Origin of the sequence: Mycobacterium sp. 1423905.2 (assembly GCF_001673155.1) — a bacterium.
GTDB lineage: Bacteria > Actinomycetota > Actinomycetes > Mycobacteriales > Mycobacteriaceae > Mycobacterium.
The window spans coordinates 1-17,468 of sequence record NZ_LZLE01000311.1 but is presented as its reverse complement, the minus strand read 5'-3'; the positions used below and the strand labels follow the sequence as shown (position 1 = coordinate 17,468).

Here is a 17,468-nt window from a genome sequence, read left to right as displayed (position 1 = left end):
GCCGCAATTGATGCGATTTTGCGTCTGCTCGGCCCGGCTAGTCGGCGGGAATCTCGACGCGACGCAGCACCCCGTCGGCGGCGTCGGCGGCTTCGATCTCACCGCGGGTGACCCCCAACAAGAACAACACGGTGTCCAGGTAGGGGTGGCTGAGCGACGCGTCGGCCACCGCACGCAACGCCGGCTTGGCATTGAAGGCGATGCCCATGCCCGCCGCGGCCAGCATGTCGATGTCGTTGGCACCGTCGCCGACGGCGACCGTCTGTTGCATTGGCACCCCGAACCGGTCGGCGAATTCGCGCAGCGCCATCGCCTTGCCGGGCCGGTCGACGATCGGCCCGATCACCCGGCCGGTGAGGACGCCGTCGACGATCTCCAGATCGTTGGCCGCGACGTAGTCCAAATTGAGCTCGCGCGCCAAGGGTTCGATGATGCGCCGGAAGCCGCCGGAGACCACACCGCACCGAAATCCCAAGCGCTGCAACGTCCTTAGCGTGGTGCGGGCACCAGGCATCAGCTCGAGCTGGGCGGCGACCTCGTCCATGACGGTGGCGGGCAACCCGGCCAAGGTGGCAACCCGCTGCTGCAACGACTCGGCGAAATCCAGCTCACCGCGCATGGCGGCCTCGGTGATGGCCGCGACCGTGCCCAGGGCGCCGGCCCGGGCGGCCAGCATCTCGATGACCTCGCCCTGCACCAAAGTCGAGTCGACATCGAACACGATGAGCCGTTTGGTGCGCCACGCCAAGCCGTAGTCTTCGACGGCCACATCGACGTGTTCGTCGGCGGCCAGCTTGGTCAGGGCGCTCTGCAGCGCCCCCCCGACTCCCGGCGGCGCGGAAACCCGCAGCTCCAATCCGGTGACCGGATAGTCCGAGACGCCGCGGATGAAGTCGATGTTGACCCCGAGGCCGGCGACCTCCCGGGCCACCGCCCCGAAAGCGCCGGCGGTGATCGGGCGGCCGAGCACGATGATGGTGTGCGTCGACGGTTCCCGGATTATCGGCACGGCGTTGCTGCGCTCGACGGTGACGTCGAGCCCCTGCTCGTGAATGGCCGCTTCGACGTCGTCGCGTAAGGCGTCGACGGCGCCGTCGTCCAGCGCAGCAGAGACCAGCACACCCAGGGTCAGGCGGCGCCGGACCACCACCTGTTCGACGTTGAGCAACTCCACGCCGTGGCGTGAGAGCACCTCGAACAGCGCAGAGGTCACCCCGGGCTGGTCAACGCCGGTGACGGTGATCAACACCGACACCTTGGCCGGTGCGCTCACCCGAAATTACCGTCGGGACGGTCCATTAATTGCGGTCCGGCTCCGTCCGTGGGCCGAAGCCTTCCGGTGACTCGAACGCCGTGGGGTGTTTCCCGACGTGCGCCTCTGCGCGAAGTCGTTCGATCATGTGCGGGTAGTGCAACTCGAACGCCGGCCGCTCCGAGCGGATGCGGGGCAGCTCGGTGAAGTTGTGCCGCGGCGGCGGGCAACTGGTCGCCCACTCCAGCGAGTTGCCGTAGCCCCACGGGTCATCCACGGTGACCACTTCGCCGTAGCGCCAGCTCTTGAACACATTCCACACGAACGGGATCATCGACGCGCCCAGGATGAATGCTCCGACGGTGGAGACGATGTTGTAGGGCTGGAAGCCGTCGGTGGGCAGGTAGTCGGCGTAGCGGCGCGGCATGCCCAGGTCGCCCAGCCAGTGCTGCACCAGGAAGGTGGTGTGGAAGCCGATGAAGGTCAGCCAGAAGTGCAGCTTGCCCAGTCGCTCGTCGAGCAGCCGGCCGGTCATCTTGGGGAACCAGAAGTAGATGCCGGCGTAGGTGGCGAACACGATGGTGCCGAACAGCACGTAGTGGAAGTGCGCGACGACGAAGTAGGTGTCGGTCACGTGGAAGTCCAGCGGCGGGCTGGCCAGCAGCACACCGGTCAGGCCACCGAGCAGGAATGTGACCAGGAAGCCGACCGAGAACAGCATCGGTGTCTCGAAGGTCAACTGGCCCTTCCACATCGTGCCGATCCAGTTGAAGAACTTGATTCCGGTCGGCACCGCGATCAGGTAGGTCATGAATGAGAAGAACGGCAGCAGCACCGCTCCGGTGGCGAACATGTGGTGCGCCCACACCGCCACCGACAGCGCCGCGATCGACAGCGTCGCGTAGACCAGGGTGGTGTAGCCGAAGATCGGCTTGCGGGAGAACACCGGGATGACTTCGGTGATGATCCCGAAGAACGGCAGCGCGATGATGTACACCTCGGGGTGCCCGAAGAACCAGAACAGGTGCTGCCACAGCAGGACGCCGCCGTTGGCCGCGTCATACACGTGGGCTCCGAGGTGCCGGTCGGCGGCCAAGCCGAACAACGCGGCGGTCAGCAGCGGGAAGGCGATCAGCACCAGGATCGACGTCACCAGGATGTTCCAGGTGAAGATCGGCATCCGGAACATCGTCATGCCCGGCGCGCGCATGCACACACAGGTGGTGATCATGTTCACCGCGCCCAGGATGGTGCCCAGACCGGCGACGATCAGGCCCATGATCCACAGGTCACCGCCGGGCCCGGGTGAGTGCACGGCGTCGGTCAGCGGGGTGTAGGCGGTCCAACCGAAGTCGGCGGCACCGCCGGGAGTGATGAAGCCGGCCATACCGATGGTGGCGCCGAACAAAAAGAGCCAGAACGAGAACGCGTTCAACCGGGGGAAGGCCACGTCGGGTGCGCCGATCTGCAGCGGCAGCACCAGGTTGGCGAAGCCGAACACGATCGGGGTGGCATAGAACAGCAGCATGATCGTGCCGTGCATGGTGAACAGCTGGTTGTACTGCTCGTTGGACAGGAACTGCAGTCCCGGTGCGGCCAATTCCGCGCGCATGAACAACGCGAGCAACCCGCCGATGAAGAAGAAGACGAAGCAGGTAACGCAATACATGATGCCGATCAGCTTGTGATCGGTCGTGGTGATCAGCTTGTAGACGAGGTTCCCTTTGGGACCCATCCGGGCCGGGTACGGACGGACGGCCTCGAGTTCTCCCAACGGGGGGGCTTCGGCGGTCAACTGCTCCTCCAAACATCCATCCGGACAAGGCGCAAAGGTCTTACTTGTTCGAATCTTAGCCCGCGATCAGGTGGGCGGTGGGTGTGGTCCTACAAACTGTCGTAAACGCCGCCGCGGGGGCTTCCGTGAACCGCTGGCCCAGGTGGTGAGGTGTTACCGTCAAAGCCGTGCGATTCGGCGCAAGGCGACCCATAGTGCTCGCCGCCGCAGCGGCAATCGGGCTGGTCACCGCCACCGGTTGTGGCTCGGATCAGCCGCCCACCGCGTCGCGGTCGCTGGTCAACCCGACCACGCAGATCGCCGGGGCCGGCGTGCTGGGCAATGACCGCCACGCCGACCAATCCTGCGCCCGTGACGCGGCCGCACCGGACCCCGGGCCGCCCACCCGGCCGGCGCGCAACGCTGCCGGCGTCACCCCCGACGTCGCTCAGGTGCCGGCGGACCCGCAACGCATCGTGGTGCTCTCCGGTGACCAACTCGACACACTGTGTGCGCTAGGTCTGCAATCCCGGGTGGTGGGTGCGGCATTGCCCGAGGGCTCCTCGAGCCAGCCCTTCTACCTGGGCGCAGTGGTGCATGGCCTGCCGGGCGTGGGCACCCGCAGCGCGCCCGATCTGAAGGCGATCGCGGCCGCGCATCCCGATCTGATTCTGGGCTCGCGGTTTCTGACGCCGGCGCTGTACCCGCAATTGTCGGCGATCGCGCCGACAGTCTTCACCGCGGCGCCCGGCGCGGCGTGGCAGGACAACGTGCGCGGCGTGGGCGCCGCGACCGCGCGCAGCGCCGCCACCGACGCGCTGCTCGCCGCCTTCACCCAGCGCGCGACGGACATCGGCGCCAAGCGGGATGCCGCCCACTTCCAGGCGTCGATCGTCCAGCTGACCACCACGACCGTGCGGGTCTACGGGGCCAACAATTTCCCGGCCAGTGTGCTGACCGCCGTCGGCGTGGACCGGCCCCCCGCCCAACGGTTCACCGACAAGCCGTATATCGAACTGGGCGCCACCGACGCCGACCTGGCGAAGGGACCGGACTTCTCGGCGGCCGACGCCGACATCGTTTATGTGTCGTGCGCGTCTCCCGCCGCCGCCGAACGTGCGGCCACCGTCTTCGACAGCGGCCCCTGGCGCCGGCTGTCGGCCAACCGCGACAACCGGGTATTCGTCGTCAACGACGAGATCTGGCAGACCGGTGAAGGCGTGATCGCCGCGCGCGGCATCGTCGACGACCTGCGCTGGATCAACGCCCCGATCAACTAGCGCGTGGCCCGCCGAATTGGCGAGGATCCCTTACCTTAGCTAAGCTTTTGTCTTAGCCACGAACTTGCGAAGGAATCCGATGAGCACTGTTTCCGCGTACGCCGCCACGTCGGCGACCGAACCGTTGACCAAGACGACCGTCGATAGACGCGAACCCGGACCGCACGACGTCGCGATCGACATCAAGTTCGCCGGCATCTGCCACTCCGACATCCACACCGTCAAAGCCGAGTGGGGCCAGCCGAACTACCCGGTGGTGCCCGGCCACGAAATCGCCGGTGTGGTCAGCGCGGTGGGCTCGGAGGTCTCCAAGTACCAAGTCGGCGACCACGTCGGGGTCGGCTGCATGGTGGACTCCTGCCGGGAATGCAGCAGCTGCCGCGCTGGACTCGAGCAGTACTGCAAGCGCGGCGCGACGTTCACCTACAACTCGATCGGCAAGGACGGCCAGTCGACGCAGGGGGGCTACAGCCAGGCGATCGTCGTCGACGAGAACTACGTCGTGCGCATCCCGGATTCGCTGCCCCTGGACAAGGCCGCTCCCCTGCTGTGCGCCGGCGTCACGCTGTTCTCGCCGCTGCGGCACTGGAACGCCGGCGCCGACACCCGGCTGGCGATCATCGGGCTCGGCGGGCTGGGCCACATGGGCGTCAAGCTGGGCGCGGCAATGGGCGCCGAGGTCACCGTGCTGTCGCAGTCGCTGAAGAAGATGGAAGACGGGCTGCGGCTGGGCGCCAGCAACTACTACGCCACCTCCGACCCGGACACCTTCCGCAATCTGCGGTCCAGCTTCGACCTGATCCTGAACACCGTCTCGGCGAACCTGAACCTCGGTGACTACCTGGGCCTGCTGGACGTCGACGGCACCCTGGTCGAACTCGGCATTCCCGAGCACCCCATGGAGGTGCCGGCGTTCCCGCTGGCCCTGGCGCGGCGCAGCCTGTCCGGGTCGAACATCGGCGGCATCGCCGAAACCCAAGAGATGCTCGATTTCTGCGCCGAGCACGACGTGACGCCCGAGATCGAGCTGATCGAAGCGGATTACGTCAACGAGGCCTACGAGCGGGTGCTCGCCAGCGACGTGCGCTACCGCTTCGTCATCGACATCTCAAGCCTGTGAGCTAGCCCGCGACGACGCGATTTCCTCGGCGATCTCGGCGTCTTCATCGCCCGGGATCACTTCGCTGACGTCGATGCCGGCCAGTGGCCAGCCCGCGGCGGCCAGCGTGGCGGCCACCCGCCGGACGTTCTCGGGGCCGGGGTCGTGGTGGGTCAACTCGGAGATGGTCTGCGCTATCTCGTTGCCGTCGATCACGCCGTCCTGCGCCGCGGGTGATCCCTTCGCGGTGAGTTCGCTGATGACTTCTTGGAGCTGTTCAGCGGTGAGCGGGGTGCTGCGCAACAGCGCCAGCAGCGGGACCTGGTCGGGGCCGGGAACGCCGTTGGGGTAGCCGACCTGCAGCCAGCGCACGACCGACTTAAAGAACTGGGAAGCGTGAGAAGTACGCGATGTCGTCACCCACTCAGTTTCGTGGTCGGGCAACTGCCGCGCTACCGCGGCGTCGCCGCTTCCGGACAATTCATACGCCGTTCACTGCGCATATCCCCGGCCAGCGCGGGGCCGCCCACACGTCGTCGTCGCAACTCGTTTCAGCCCATGCTGACGGGCAACCACATGGGTCATGGCAGTTTCACGCCGACGAAAAGGAGCGACTCGATGACGCGTGCGCCCGGGGGCAGTGGTTCGGCGGTGACGATCTGGTTCGACCCGGTGTGTCCGTTCACGTGGCACACCGCCCGGTGGTTGCAGGCAGTCGCCGGCGGCGGTGATGTGACAGTCGATTGGCGGCTGATGAGCTTGGCGATGCTCAACGAAGGTGAAGAGGCCGGGCCTGAGCAGCAGGCCCATTTGCGGGATTCTCAACGGATGGGCCGGCTGATGGCGGCGATCGGTGACAAACATGGGGCCGCGGACATGGTCACCGCATACTTTGCCTTCGGCGAACGCCACTTCGACGAAGCTCACCCGGTCGACGACAGTTTGGTTAGGGAAGTGAGTGCCGCGGCAGGCATTCCCGACGCTGTGGTCGACGATGAGTCGTACGACGCGACGGTGCGGCAAAGCCATGAAGCGGGACAGGAAGCGTTGGGCGAGACTGGTGGAAGTCCCATCCTGCAGATCAACGGCCGAACCTTCTTCGGACCGGTCCTCACCGGACCACCGGCGGACGAGATGACTCGTCCCGCATTCGACGCGGTCGCTACGTTGGCCGCCGTTCCGCAATTCAGGCAACTGAAGCGGCCCAAGAAGGGCGGGTAGCCTGGATCGACGAGGAGAGATTATGTGCTATGCGGTGCAATGCCAGGTCTGCGGCAAGACCACTTGGGCCGGGTGCGGCGAACATGTCGACGAGGTCAAAGCCGTTGTGCCGCAAGACCAGTGGTGCGACGGGCACCCCGAACTCGACGCCGGGGCCGGCGACCTCTCACCGGCCGGTCGACGTTAGAAATCCCAGTCCTCGTCTTCGGTGACGACGGCTTTGCCGATCACGTACGACGACCCCGACCCGGAGAAGAAGTCGTGGTTCTCGTCGGCGTTCGGTGACAGCGCCGAGAGGATCGCGGGATTGACGTCGGTCTCGTCGCGCGGGAACAACGCCTCGTAGCCAAGGTTCATCAGCGCCTTGTTGGCGTTGTAGCGCAGGAACTTCTTGACGTCTTCGGTCAGCCCGACTTCGTCGTAGAGGTCCTGGGTGTACTCGACCTCGTTGTCGTACAGCTCGAACAGCAGCTCGTAGGTGTAGTCCTTGAGCTCGGCGCGCTTGGCGTCGTCGACCAGCGCCAGGCCGCGCTGAAATTTGTAGCCGATGTAGTAGCCGTGCACAGCCTCGTCGCGGATGATCAGCCGGATCATGTCGGCGGTGTTGGTCAGCTTGGCCCGGCTCGACCAGTACATCGGCAGGTAGAAGCCGGAGTAGAACAGGAAGCTTTCCAGCAGCGTGGAGGCCACTTTGCGCTTGAGCGGTTCGTCGCCGCGGTAGTACTCCAGCACGATCTCGGCTTTGCGCTGCAAGTTGGTGTTCTCTTCCGACCAGCGGAAGGCGTCGTCGATTTCGGCGGTCGAGCACAGCGTGGAGAAGATCTGGCTGTAACTCTTGGCGTGCACCGACTCCATGAACGCGATGTTGGTGTACACCGCCTCCTCGTGCGGGGTGAGCGCGTCGGGGATCAGGCTGACCGCGCCCACGGTGCCCTGGATGGTATCCAGCATCGTCAGGCCGGTGAAGACCCGCATGGTCAACTGCTTCTCCCCGGCGGTCAACGTGCCCCACGACGGGATGTCGTTGGACACCGGCACCTTCTCGGGCAGCCAGAAATTTCCGGTCAGCCGGTCCCAGACCTCAGCGTCCTTGTCGTCTTGGAGCCGGTTCCAGTTGATCGCTGAGACGCGGTCGATCAGCTTTGCATTTCCCGTCACCAGAACCCCACTTCACCAGGTGCAATTGATCTGCGCTGCGCAGGTCTCAAACACTACCCCTGGGGTACGACAAGCAAGGGCAACACAAGAGCTTGTGTCTGGCGTGTCGCGGCGCGCCCCTACGGCGCACCGTCGATTACCTGGACGACACCCGCCGACACCCCCGCGACGAACAGCCGCCCGGTGGCCGAGTCGACCCCCAACGTGTACGGATTCTGCACCGTCGCCAACCGTTGCACGGCGCGCGGCGTCGGGTCGCTCATGTCGTACCCGACGACCTCGTTGGTGCCCGATGACGCGACCCAGAGCCGGTCCCGCGTGGCGTCGTAGGCGATCCCGTACGGGCCGCCCGGTTGCGCGACGCTGGCCACTTCACGCGGTTGCGGCAACGGGGTGAACACCCGAACGGCGTTGCCGCGCGTGTCAGTCGCGATCATCCGCCCGTGGCGGTCGGCGACCAAATGCGTCGGACCCACGCCGGCCGGCGTCGATCCGACGATGGTCAGCCGCTGCGCGTCGTAGATGGTCAGGTCGTTCTTGCGCACGTCGAGCACGCCCATCGACGTCCCCACCGCCGCGGTGCCGGCCGGTTGGACACTGTCGGTGAATACCTTCACAATGTGCTCGCCGCGCACGGCTGTCACCGTCCCACCGAGTTCATTGGCGACGAAGACCGTTCCGTTGGATGCCTGTGCGGCATCGTGGGGTTCGGTGCCGGTGCGTATCGGCGCCTGCGCCGGCCCCTGCGGCAGGTCGACGCGTACTAGCGAGTCGGCCGACTCCACCGGCACCAAGACCGGGCCACCGGGGGCAGCCAGCTGCAAGTGGCGAACCCTGCCGGGCAACGGAATTCGGCCAGTGATGGCACCAGAATCGGCATTGAGTAGGACCAGCTGGTCGGGGTCATGGCAAGCAACGGCGACCGTGCGGGTCAGCGCATCGACCATCACACCTTCGGGCGTGTTCCCGACGGGAATGAGCCGCCCGGGCGGCGCATTCGGCGGCGCCGGCGCCTTCTGTGGTTCTGCCGCCGAAGGCAATCCGTTGGCCGCCGGTCGTTGACCTTCGGTGGGCACCCCGGGCGGCAGCATGCCGGTGGTGGTCGACCCGGCGGGCATCGGCGCCGCGGTGTTATGACCGCAGGCACTTACCGCAACGAGAACGAGGCCGGCGGCAAGCCGCAATGAGATTCGTCGGGTCACTAGCGGGTAGTACCCGCTCGGCCCTAACTCGCCGCGCGAATTGCTTTGCGTTTCTTCGACTTGCCCTTGCCCACTCCGAGGAACTCGTACTCGGCAAGGGCAATCTTGCGGGTGGTCATCCAGTATTGCCAGGTGTAGCCGCCCCACAGGACGGTGTTCCTGCCGTGCTCGTCGAGATACCAGCTGCTGCAACCACCGCTGTTCCACACCGAGTCGGTGAGCTTATCTTGCAGTTCGTCGTTGAAGCTGTCCTGGGCGGCTCGCGTGGGTGCCAGCGCCTGGGCACCTAACTTGTCGCAGGTCTTGATCGCATCGGCGACATAGCGGATCTGCGATTCGATCATGAACACCACGGAGTTGTGCCCCAGTCCGGTGTTGGGCCCCAACAGGAAGAACAGGTTCGGCATGTTCGCCACGGTGATTCCGCGGTGCGCGCCGATGCCCTCCCGGTTCCACCGATCGACCAGGTCCTCGCCGTGCCGGCCCTTGATCTGCACGTAGGTGTAGGAGTCGGTGACGTGGAACCCGGTGGCGTAGACGATCACGTCGGCCGGGCGGTGCGTTCCGTCGACCGTGACGATCCCGTCGCGCGTGATCTCGCTGATTCCCTCGGTGATCAGCTGGGTTTTCGGGTTGGCCACCGCGCGGTAGTAGGTGGAGGAGTTGAGGATTCGCTTACAGCCGATGCGGTAGTTCGGGATCAACTTGCGGCGCAGCTCGCGGTCTTTCACCGAGCGCCAGATGTTGTACTTGCAGTAGGCCTCAATGAATTTCAAGGCGTTGGGTCGCTTGGTCATGCCGAAAGCGAGCGCCTCTTGACCCCAGTAGATCGCCAGCCGCACCAGGGCGCGCAGCCCTGGAACGTTCTGCATCGCCGTACGCAACCGCGCCGGAATTTCGGGGTTGGCGCGGGGTACTACCCAGGGCGGAGTGCGTTGGTAGAGCTGAAGTTCGGCGACCTTGCCGACGATCTCGGGCACGATCTGAATGGCGCTGGCGCCGGTCCCGATGATGGCCACCCGCTTGCCCGTCAGGTCGACGCTGTGGTCCCATTCCGCGGAATGGAATGCGGCACCGACGAATTCGTCGCGACCGTCGATGTCGGGGAACGCCGGGATGTGCAGCGCCCCGGCCCCCGACACCAGGAACTGAGCAACGTATTCGCGCCCGTCGGTGGTGAATACGTGCCAGCGGTACTCCTCGTCGTCCCAATAACCGCGGTCGACATGAGAGTTGAACTCGATGTAGCGGCGCAGTCCGTACTTCTCGGTGACGCCCTTGAGGTAATCCCAGATCTCGGGTTGATAGGAGAACGGGTTCTTCCAGTCCGGCTTGGGTTCGAAGGAGAACGAGTACAGGTGCGACGGGATGTCGCACGCGCAGCCGGGATAGCTGTTGTCGCGCCAGGTGCCGCCGACGTCGTCGGCTTTTTCCAGGATGACGAAGTCCACGCCCTGCTGCTGCAGCGCGATAGCCATGCCGAGCCCGGAGAACCCGGTGCCGATGATGACGGTTCGGGCATGTACCGGCGGCTTGTCGGACTGAGGTTTGTCGGCCACTTCGGTAGCCGGGGTCGCGACATCGGTCATGGTTGGTGGGTCTTCCTTTGTGGCTGGTGTCAGCTGTCGAGTGCGGTGGACGCAGCACCGCCCAGAAATACCCGGTACCCCGGGTATCGGATTTCATCGAGTGTTGTCGATCCCCGCAGCGATGTCAACGCGGCCTCACTTAGCTGGCGGCGTGGTTGACGGTCACCGCGTCGTGAATCGGGCGGTCGGCGTCCATAGTGATCCCTAGCGTCTCGGCGGTGCCGACGATGACCCCCATCATGATGGTGGCCAAGTGCGCCACGAACTGCTCCCTGGACATCCGCCGCGGGCTGTCCGGGTCGGGACCCAACCACCATTCGGTGGCCGATGCGGCCGCTCCGAAGGCGCTGTGCGCCGCCAGCTCGAGCGCGGCCCGATTGAGGTCCATGTCGCGCAATTCGTTGCTGAACAGGTCGGCGAAGGTCAGCGTGATTTCGCGGCCTTCGTTGAGGGTGCGGACGGTGGCTTCCGACTGCTTGGCCGAGCGCCCCTGAATGAAAACCCGCAGCACGTTGGGATGCTGGTCAACCAGGTTGACGTACTCCTCCACGCTGCGGCGGATGACCTCGCGCGCGGAGTCGGTGGCCAGATTGATCGAGGGGAAGATCGCCGCCCAGAGCATGTCTCGCAGTCGTTCGCCGATGGCGACGAACAGATCGGACTTGTCGGCGAAGTGCCGGTAGATCTTGGGTTTGGCGGTGCCGGCTTCTTCTGCGATCTCGCGGACGCTGAGTTCGGGCCCGAGCCGATCGATGGCGCGAAACGCAGCTTCGACGATCTCGCCGCGCACCTTCTTGCGGTGCTCGCGCCAACGCTCGCTGCGCGCGTCGACTTTTACTCCGGCGGCGGCGCCGGGGTGCGGTCGGGGAATTCTCACCACGTCAAGCACCTTACCGCGCGGGCCGGGCTGACCTGGGCAGTTGCCTCAGCGCTTTCGGCACCCGTTCGCGCCGGCCCTATGACGCACGCAGGACCGCGCTGGGTGAGCGACCGAACTGCCGGCGGTAACCGGCCGCGAACCGGCCGAGGTTTCAACGGAGACACCGGTCGCTTCGTCGAGATCCGACATCTCCGGGCGCATGCGCAACCCGGCAATCATCATGCGGTGGCCTTTTCGCGGATTGTCACTGCCGCTTCGAGCATCTGCTGAGTGTTGACGAACCAGTCCTGCAGATTCAGGTCGACGATCAACTCGTCAGCGCCGGCGTCGGCAGCCGTGTGGACATCGTCGAGGACTTGGTCGAGAGTGCCGACGAACGCGGATCGGTCCGGCCCGGCCGGACGGTCGGTCAACGTGACATTGCCGACCACGACCATCTCCATCCGGCTCGGGTCCCGGCCGTGGTCGGAAGCCAGCTGCCGGATACGGTCCCAGCTCTCGCGCAGGTGTGCCGCGCCGGCCGGGCCAGGCGTGGTGAGCACCGGCAGCCAGCCGTCCGCGCGTGTGGCAATGCGCTGCACGGCCTTGGAACTGGTGCTGCGGCCCAGATTGCTGCCACCGCCGCCCAACAACACCGGAATCTTCGACACTGGCTTGGGCAGGACCGCGGCGTTGGCAATGATGACGCGCGGGCTCTGGAAGGTCACTGGGTCGGGCCCCCACACGGCGTCGAAGACATCGAGCGTCTCGTCGAGGAAACGGCCACGGTCCGCCCGGGTGGCACCGGCCGCCTGCAGTTCATCGGTCGCCCAGCCGGTGGCCATGCCGGCGACCACTCGGCCGCCGCTGATTTGATCGATCGTCGCCAGCGCCTTGGCGAGCTGGATGGGTGTGTGCAGGGCAGCCACCAATACCGACGTACCCAGCCGCACCTTCTCCGTCGCCACCGCCGCGGCGGCCAGGATTGCCAGGGGGTCGGCGGCTTGTCGGGAATGCTTGGGCCAGGGCACGTCCGATCCGGCATACGGTTCGATGGGTGCCTCCGGGAAGAGCAGCCGTTCGTATGTCCACAGACTCGCGTATCCGGCCGCTTCTGCCGTTCTGGCCGCTTCGACCACGTCGTGTCGTAGGTCGACTCCGAGTCGCTGCGGCAGGCGAAGTCCGAGTTTCATCTCAGGCACCGTCATCAATAACCGCGACGATGGTCTTGCCGCGGCCGCCGGACGAAGGGCCGAACGCGGCGGGCGCTTCGGCCAAGGAACAGACCGCCCCGACGATCGGGCGCAACCGGCCGTCACGCAGCTGACGTTCCAGCGCTGCCAGCTGGACCCGGTCGGGTTCGACGACGAAGAAGATCGCGCGTGCGCGCTCGGGTTGCACGTGCGGTGGTTCAGCGATCGTGATCAGCGCACCGCCGGGTCGCACCAAATGCGCTGAACGCTCGAGGACTTCACCGCCGATCACGTCGAATACCACGTCGACCGGACCGACGTCCTCGAGCCGTTCCCCCTGCAGGTCCAGGAAAGCGTCAGCCCCCAGACTCAGCACGGTGTCCCGGTGGGCGGCACGGCCGCTGCCGATGACGCGCGCTCCGGCGCCGCGAGCCAGTTGCACCGCGAACGAACCGACGGCGCCGGCGGCGCCGTGAATCAAGACCGTTTGGCCAGTGACGAGATGGGCGTGGTCGAAGAGCCCTTGCCACGCGGTCAGTCCGGAAATCACCGATGCGGCTGCCACCGTGTGGTCGATCTCGGCGGATAACGGCGCGAGGTTACGTGCCTCTACCGCAACATATTCCGCGAGTGAGCCGTTACGGGCCCAGTCGGTGATGCCGAAGACTCGCTGACCAACGGTGAATCCGGTGGTGCCGTAGCCCAACTCGGCAATGACGCCGGAGACTTCATGTCCTGGGATGCTCGGGGCCCGTTCGTGCCCCGCCCGGTCGGTCCACGTTGCGGGCCAGTCGAGTTCACCGGGGGTGAAGCCGGCGGCATGGACTCGCACGATGACGTCGTTCTCTGCGGCATGCGGGTAGGGCATTTCGGCTAGCGAAAGCCCACGAATACCGGCAGCGCGGTCGCGTGCGGTAATCGCTTGCACGGCGGTGTCACCCCCTATCGGTCCCGGCTCCGGTCATTCTCAAGACTGCACGCGTGCGGTGCACCTCACCTACGACTGTTGAGCCGTTTTGTCCACGGAATGCGACATTGGCATAGGCAGGTGGGTGATCGCAGGTGTGATGAACGACCCCATCTGCCCTACCTTTTACACGTCACCGCAGACCAACGCCATCATGGCCGCCGCAGGTCTTCCCCATCAGAACGCGAGCAGAAGCGCGGCGGTGACCAGCATTACGGCCGCGGTCACCCCATGCACCCCCAGCGCAATGGACCTGGGGCCGCCGTTGCCCAGCACGATGGCCGCGTCGGCGAGCGGAATGATTGTGGCGGCCAATATCACCCAGCCCAGCACGTGGGTCGCGCCCGCGGCCATCAGGATAAAGACGAATAGCCCCGATGCGATGTCGCGAATGCCCTTGACACTCAGATAGGCGCGTGCAGCGGGCCCGGCGAGATCTTGCGCGACGCCGTAGCCGGCGGCGGCGACGCGCGGCGCGACGATGAATCGAGCCCCGATGAAGATGATGCCCGCGGCGACGAGTCCAGCCAGCGTGTAAGCGACTGCGGTGGTAGTCATATCGTGCGCTCCTGGTGCGTTAGTGGATTGGTGAGAACGGTGTCGGGTCAAGGGGTACGGATTGGACGTCGACGATCTCGTCGACGTTGAAGCCGGTCATATCGGCGGCGAATTCTGGGCTGGTCATGACTTGCCGGCTGAGTTGTTCGGGGTCAACGCCCGGTGGGTAGCGGATCAGGGCGACAAGACGATTCGCACCGCCGCTTCGTTCGGTCCATACCCCGTGGGTGGTGACCCCGAAGGTCGGGAAGGTAACCAGGTGGCGAGCCCAGTGCACAGTTGCATACCGTTGCAAGGCTTCTGGTGATCGCAGCGTATAGATCCTGAGCTGAAACATCGAAGTGCTCCGTGTGTCGGTTGGCGACTAGGCCGTCAGGCCACGAGCACCGCGGACAAGGCGACCACTGCGAGGCCTTGCAGCGTTGCGCGGGCACCGATGATTCGGTCCCAGTTCGCCTGCAGCGCACGTCCGTTGGGTAGCAGACGGTTCGCGTCAGCGGCGGCCGTCAATTGTCGGTTGATGGGTTTGCTTACTTGTGTGTAAAGCGCGATCCACACCAACAACAGCACAAGCGCGACGCCCGCCGCGATGGTCTGCGTCCAGTGCCCGGCGACCATGGCCAGCACCATGCATGCCCCGGTGGCGACGATTCCGAGCACCCCTGGCACCGGCATCCGCCGGTCTCCGTATCGGTGCAGGCTGCCCATGACCGAGACCAAGGCCCGGTCGTCCACGGACGCCAAGGCGGGCTGTAGCACGATCGCGCAGAACACGTCGGTGCCGTAAACCACGGCGGTACCCAGCAGCGCAATGAGCGCGGCGATCCGAGTGATGACGTCTAGTTCCATGTCCCAAATCCCTTCGTTCGGTAAGTGCTAGCAACGCTAACCTCTGACACAAACGGCGTCAATAGCAACGCTAGATTTGCTAGCCGTGATACCTTTGGGCATGGCCATAGAGCATCGACGGGAGCGGGAGCGGTCCGCGCGCCGAAAGCTGATCATCGCGACGGCTCGCAAGCTGGCCGAGGCCGAAGGGTGGGATGCCGTCACCACCCGTCGGCTGTCCACCGAGATCGAATACAGCCAGCCCGTGCTGTACAAGCACTTCGCCGGCATGGAACAGATCGCCGATGCCATCGCCGTCGACGGGTTCGGCGAACTCGCCGAGGAGATTCGGGTCGCCCGCGGGCGCGGCGGCGCGGCCAGCGACGCGCTGACCAGTGTTGCCGGCGCGTACCTGGACTTCGCCCGCGACAATCCCGCCGTTTACGACGCGATGTTCACCCGTGCCACCACTTTGCGCTTCGCCGCCGAGGACACACCCCCTCAGCTGACAGCGGCCTTCGACGAGTTACACCAGGCGGTCGGGCTCGTCGCCGGCCAGCGAGATGCGGACGCCCTCACCGAGGTGTTATGGGCCGCGCTGCACGGACTGGCTACCCTCGGCCGCAACGGGCGTTTACGCCCCGACCATGAGTCGCAACGGCTTCAGCTGCTCGTCCAACAGTTCATCGGCCGGTGACTCACAACATGCAGGAGACGCAGCCCTCGACCTCGGTGCCTTCCAGCGCCATCTGACGCAGCCGGATGTAGTAGAGCGTCTTGATGCCTTTGCGCCAGGCGTAGATCTGCGCCTTATTCACATCGCGGGTGGTTGCGGTGTCCTTGAAGAACAGCGTCAACGAAAGCCCTTGATCCACATGCTGTGTGGCCGCGGCGTAGGTGTCGATGATCTTTTCGTAGCCGATCTCGTAGGCGTCCTGGTAGTACTCCAGGTTGTCGTTGGTCATGTAGGGCGCCGGGTAGTAGACCCGCCCGATCTTGCCCTCCTTGCGGATCTCCACCTTGGACACGATCGGGTGAATCGAGCTCGTCGAATGGTTGATGTAGGAGATCGATCCAGTGGGCGGCACCGCCTGCAGGTTCTGGTTGTAGATGCCGTGTGCTTGCACCGACTCCTTGAGCCGCTTCCAGTCGTCCCGCGTCGGGATCCGGATGCCCGAATCGGCGAAAAGCTGGCGGACCTTGTCGGTCTTGGGCTCCCACACCTGCTCGGTGTACTTGTCGAAGAACTCCCCCGACGCGTACTTGGACCGCTCGAAACCCTTGAAGTGGCTGCCGCGTTCGATCGCGATGCGGTTGGACGCCCGCAGCGCGTGATAGAGCACGGTGTAGAAGTAAATGTTGGTGAAGTCGACGCCTTCTTCCGAACCGTAGAACACACCCGCGCGAGCCAGATAGCCGTGCAGGTTCATCTGCCCGAGGCCGATGGCGTGAGACTCGTTGTTGCCCTGCTCGATTGAGGGCACCGAGGAGATGTGCGTCTGATCGCTCACCGCGGTCAGCGCGCGGATCGCCACCTCGATGGTCTGAGCGAAGTCGGGCGAATCCATCGTCTTGGCAATGTTGAGCGACCCGAGGTTGCACGAAATGTCCTTGCCGACTTTGGCATACGACAGGTCCTCGTTGAACAACGAGGGCGTGGACACCTGCAGGATCTCCGAGCACAGGTTGGAGTGGGTGATCTTGCCGTCGATGGGGTTGGCCCGGTTCACCGTGTCCTCGAACATGATGTACGGGTAGCCGGACTCGAACTGCAATTCGGCGAGCGTCTGGAAGAACTCGCGCGCCTTGATCTTCGTCTTGCGGATGCGCGGGTCGTCGACCATCTCGTAGTACTTCTCGGTCACCGAGATGTCGGCGAAGCCCACGCCATAGACTCGCTCGACGTCATAGGGCGAGAACAGGTACATGTCGTCGTTGCGCTTTGCCAGTTCGAAGGTGATGTCGGGAATCACCACGCCCAGGCTCAGCGTCTTGATCCGGATCTTCTCGTCGGCGTTTTCCCGTTTGGTGTCCAGGAAGCGGTAGATGTCCGGGTGATGCGCGTGCAGGTAGACCGCGCCGGCGCCCTGGCGCGCACCCAGCTGGTTGGCGTAGGAGAAGGAGTCCTCGAGCAGTTTCATGATCGGGATGACACCCGAGGACTGGTTCTCGATGTTCTTGATCGGCGCGCCGTGCTCGCGAATGTTGCTCAGCAGCAGCGCCACTCCCCCGCCGCGCTTGGACAGCTGCAGCGCCGAGTTGATCGACCGACCGATCGACTCCATGTTGTCCTCGATGCGCAGCAGGAAACAGCTCACCGGCTCACCGCGCTGCTTCTTACCCGAATTCAGGAACGTGGGCGTAGCCGGCTGGAACCGGCCGTCGATGATCTCGTCGACCAACTTCTCGGCCAGCGCGGTGTCGCCGGCGGCCAGCGTCAGCGAGACCATGACCACCCGGTCCTCGAAGCGTTCCAGGTAGCGCTTTC

General features: G+C 65.2%; 18 protein-coding genes. 5 read left to right on the top strand and 13 right to left on the bottom strand.

The window, feature by feature from the left end; genetic code table 11:
- Positions 1–37: 37 nt before the first annotated feature.
- Complete coding sequence (gene serB, locus A9W95_RS20870; protein WP_067417177.1) at positions 38–1,273, bottom strand: phosphoserine phosphatase SerB; 1,236 nt, start codon at positions 1,271–1,273, stop codon at positions 38–40.
- Positions 1,274–1,298: 25 nt separating this feature from the next.
- Entirely contained in the window at positions 1,299–3,047 is a 1,749-nt protein-coding gene (ctaD, locus tag A9W95_RS20865) for a cytochrome c oxidase subunit I (protein WP_067417221.1), read from the bottom strand.
- 167 nt (positions 3,048–3,214) lie between these two features.
- Here ctaD and A9W95_RS20860 point away from each other — a divergent pair, with 167 nt between their 5' ends.
- Together A9W95_RS20860 and A9W95_RS20855 are read left to right on the top strand one after the other, a co-directional pair.
- Positions 3,215–4,306, top strand: coding sequence for an iron-siderophore ABC transporter substrate-binding protein (locus A9W95_RS20860; RefSeq protein ID WP_067417174.1), 1,092 nt, complete (start codon positions 3,215–3,217; stop codon positions 4,304–4,306).
- 79 nt (positions 4,307–4,385) lie between these two features.
- On the top strand, positions 4,386–5,426 hold the full coding sequence (locus tag A9W95_RS20855; protein WP_067417172.1) for an NAD(P)-dependent alcohol dehydrogenase: 1,041 nt from the start codon (positions 4,386–4,388) through the stop codon (positions 5,424–5,426).
- On the opposite strand, the gene A9W95_RS20850 is transcribed toward A9W95_RS20855, so the two are convergent.
- Positions 5,415–5,825 carry a DUF3349 domain-containing protein gene (locus tag A9W95_RS20850; RefSeq protein WP_067417218.1) on the bottom strand — a complete coding sequence of 137 codons (411 nt, stop codon included), beginning with the start codon at positions 5,823–5,825 and terminating at the stop codon, positions 5,415–5,417. The genes A9W95_RS20855 and A9W95_RS20850 overlap by 12 nt on opposite strands.
- Before the next feature lie 198 nt (positions 5,826–6,023).
- Between A9W95_RS20850 and A9W95_RS20845 the strand changes: the two genes are divergently transcribed.
- Entirely contained in the window at positions 6,024–6,626 is a 603-nt protein-coding gene (locus tag A9W95_RS20845) for a DsbA family protein (RefSeq protein WP_067417170.1), read from the top strand.
- A gap of 22 nt (positions 6,627–6,648) precedes the next feature.
- Positions 6,649–6,813, top strand: a complete 165-nt coding sequence (locus A9W95_RS27350) for a hypothetical protein (protein WP_172826673.1) — start codon at positions 6,649–6,651, stop codon at positions 6,811–6,813.
- On the opposite strand, the gene nrdF is transcribed toward A9W95_RS27350, so the two are convergent.
- The 9 genes from nrdF to A9W95_RS20800 form a co-directional block, all read right to left on the bottom strand.
- On the bottom strand, positions 6,810–7,784 hold the full coding sequence (nrdF, locus tag A9W95_RS20840) for a class 1b ribonucleoside-diphosphate reductase subunit beta (protein ID WP_067417167.1): 975 nt from the start codon (positions 7,782–7,784) through the stop codon (positions 6,810–6,812). The two genes, A9W95_RS27350 and nrdF, sit on opposite strands and share 4 nt — an antisense overlap.
- 119 nt (positions 7,785–7,903) lie before the next feature.
- Positions 7,904–8,902 carry a YncE family protein gene (locus tag A9W95_RS20835; protein ID WP_253851720.1) on the bottom strand — a complete coding sequence of 333 codons (999 nt, stop codon included), beginning with the start codon at positions 8,900–8,902 and terminating at the stop codon, positions 7,904–7,906.
- Positions 8,903–9,009: 107 nt separating this feature from the next.
- Positions 9,010–10,575: an NAD(P)/FAD-dependent oxidoreductase gene (locus A9W95_RS20830; RefSeq protein WP_067417162.1), complete on the bottom strand. Its 1,566-nt coding sequence runs from the start codon at positions 10,573–10,575 to the stop codon at positions 9,010–9,012.
- A 139-nt stretch (positions 10,576–10,714) separates the two neighbouring features.
- Complete coding sequence (locus A9W95_RS20825; RefSeq protein WP_067417157.1) at positions 10,715–11,455, bottom strand: TetR/AcrR family transcriptional regulator; 741 nt, start codon at positions 11,453–11,455, stop codon at positions 10,715–10,717.
- Positions 11,456–11,673: 218 nt separating this feature from the next.
- Positions 11,674–12,627 carry a TIGR03619 family F420-dependent LLM class oxidoreductase gene (locus A9W95_RS20820; RefSeq protein ID WP_067417155.1) on the bottom strand — a complete coding sequence of 318 codons (954 nt, stop codon included), beginning with the start codon at positions 12,625–12,627 and terminating at the stop codon, positions 11,674–11,676.
- 1 nt (position 12,628) lies between these two features.
- Complete coding sequence (locus tag A9W95_RS20815) at positions 12,629–13,555, bottom strand: NADP-dependent oxidoreductase (RefSeq protein ID WP_067417152.1); 927 nt, start codon at positions 13,553–13,555, stop codon at positions 12,629–12,631.
- 216 nt (positions 13,556–13,771) lie between these two features.
- Entirely contained in the window at positions 13,772–14,152 is a 381-nt protein-coding gene (locus tag A9W95_RS20810; protein ID WP_067417149.1) for a DUF4267 domain-containing protein, read from the bottom strand.
- A 19-nt stretch (positions 14,153–14,171) separates the two neighbouring features.
- Positions 14,172–14,489, bottom strand: a complete 318-nt coding sequence (locus A9W95_RS26515) for an NIPSNAP family protein (RefSeq protein ID WP_082983237.1) — start codon at positions 14,487–14,489, stop codon at positions 14,172–14,174.
- 35 nt (positions 14,490–14,524) lie between these two features.
- Positions 14,525–15,001: a DUF1772 domain-containing protein gene (locus tag A9W95_RS20800; protein ID WP_067417142.1), complete on the bottom strand. Its 477-nt coding sequence runs from the start codon at positions 14,999–15,001 to the stop codon at positions 14,525–14,527.
- A gap of 100 nt (positions 15,002–15,101) precedes the next feature.
- On the opposite strand from A9W95_RS20800, the gene A9W95_RS20795 reads away from it, so the two are divergent.
- Complete coding sequence (locus A9W95_RS20795) at positions 15,102–15,677, top strand: TetR/AcrR family transcriptional regulator (protein ID WP_067417137.1); 576 nt, start codon at positions 15,102–15,104, stop codon at positions 15,675–15,677.
- 1 nt (position 15,678) lies between these two features.
- Here the strand turns inward: A9W95_RS20795 and nrdE are convergent.
- The coding region (nrdE, locus tag A9W95_RS20790) for a class 1b ribonucleoside-diphosphate reductase subunit alpha (protein ID WP_067417134.1) at positions 15,679–17,468 on the bottom strand (1,790 nt) is incomplete at its 5' end.

Bases quoted from the DNA above. Each gene is read 5' to 3' on its own strand.
- A9W95_RS20855 (WP_067417172.1), top strand. From the start codon at position 4,386: ATGAGCACTGTTTCCGCGTACGCCGCCACGTCGGCGACCGAACCGTTG.
- A9W95_RS20845 (WP_067417170.1), top strand. From the start codon at position 6,024: ATGACGCGTGCGCCCGGGGGCAGTGGTTCGGCGGTGACGATCTGGTTC.
- A9W95_RS27350 (WP_172826673.1), top strand. From the start codon at position 6,649: ATGTGCTATGCGGTGCAATGCCAGGTCTGCGGCAAGACCACTTGGGCC.
- A9W95_RS20835 (WP_253851720.1), bottom strand. From the start codon at position 8,902: ATGCCCGCCGGGTCGACCACCACCGGCATGCTGCCGCCCGGGGTGCCC.
- A9W95_RS20830 (WP_067417162.1), bottom strand. From the start codon at position 10,575: ATGACCGATGTCGCGACCCCGGCTACCGAAGTGGCCGACAAACCTCAG.
- A9W95_RS20820 (WP_067417155.1), bottom strand. From the start codon at position 12,627: ATGAAACTCGGACTTCGCCTGCCGCAGCGACTCGGAGTCGACCTACGA.
- A9W95_RS20810 (WP_067417149.1), bottom strand. From the start codon at position 14,152: ATGACTACCACCGCAGTCGCTTACACGCTGGCTGGACTCGTCGCCGCG.
- A9W95_RS26515 (WP_082983237.1), bottom strand. From the start codon at position 14,489: ATGTTTCAGCTCAGGATCTATACGCTGCGATCACCAGAAGCCTTGCAA.
- A9W95_RS20800 (WP_067417142.1), bottom strand. From the start codon at position 15,001: ATGGAACTAGACGTCATCACTCGGATCGCCGCGCTCATTGCGCTGCTG.
- A9W95_RS20795 (WP_067417137.1), top strand. From the start codon at position 15,102: ATGGCCATAGAGCATCGACGGGAGCGGGAGCGGTCCGCGCGCCGAAAG.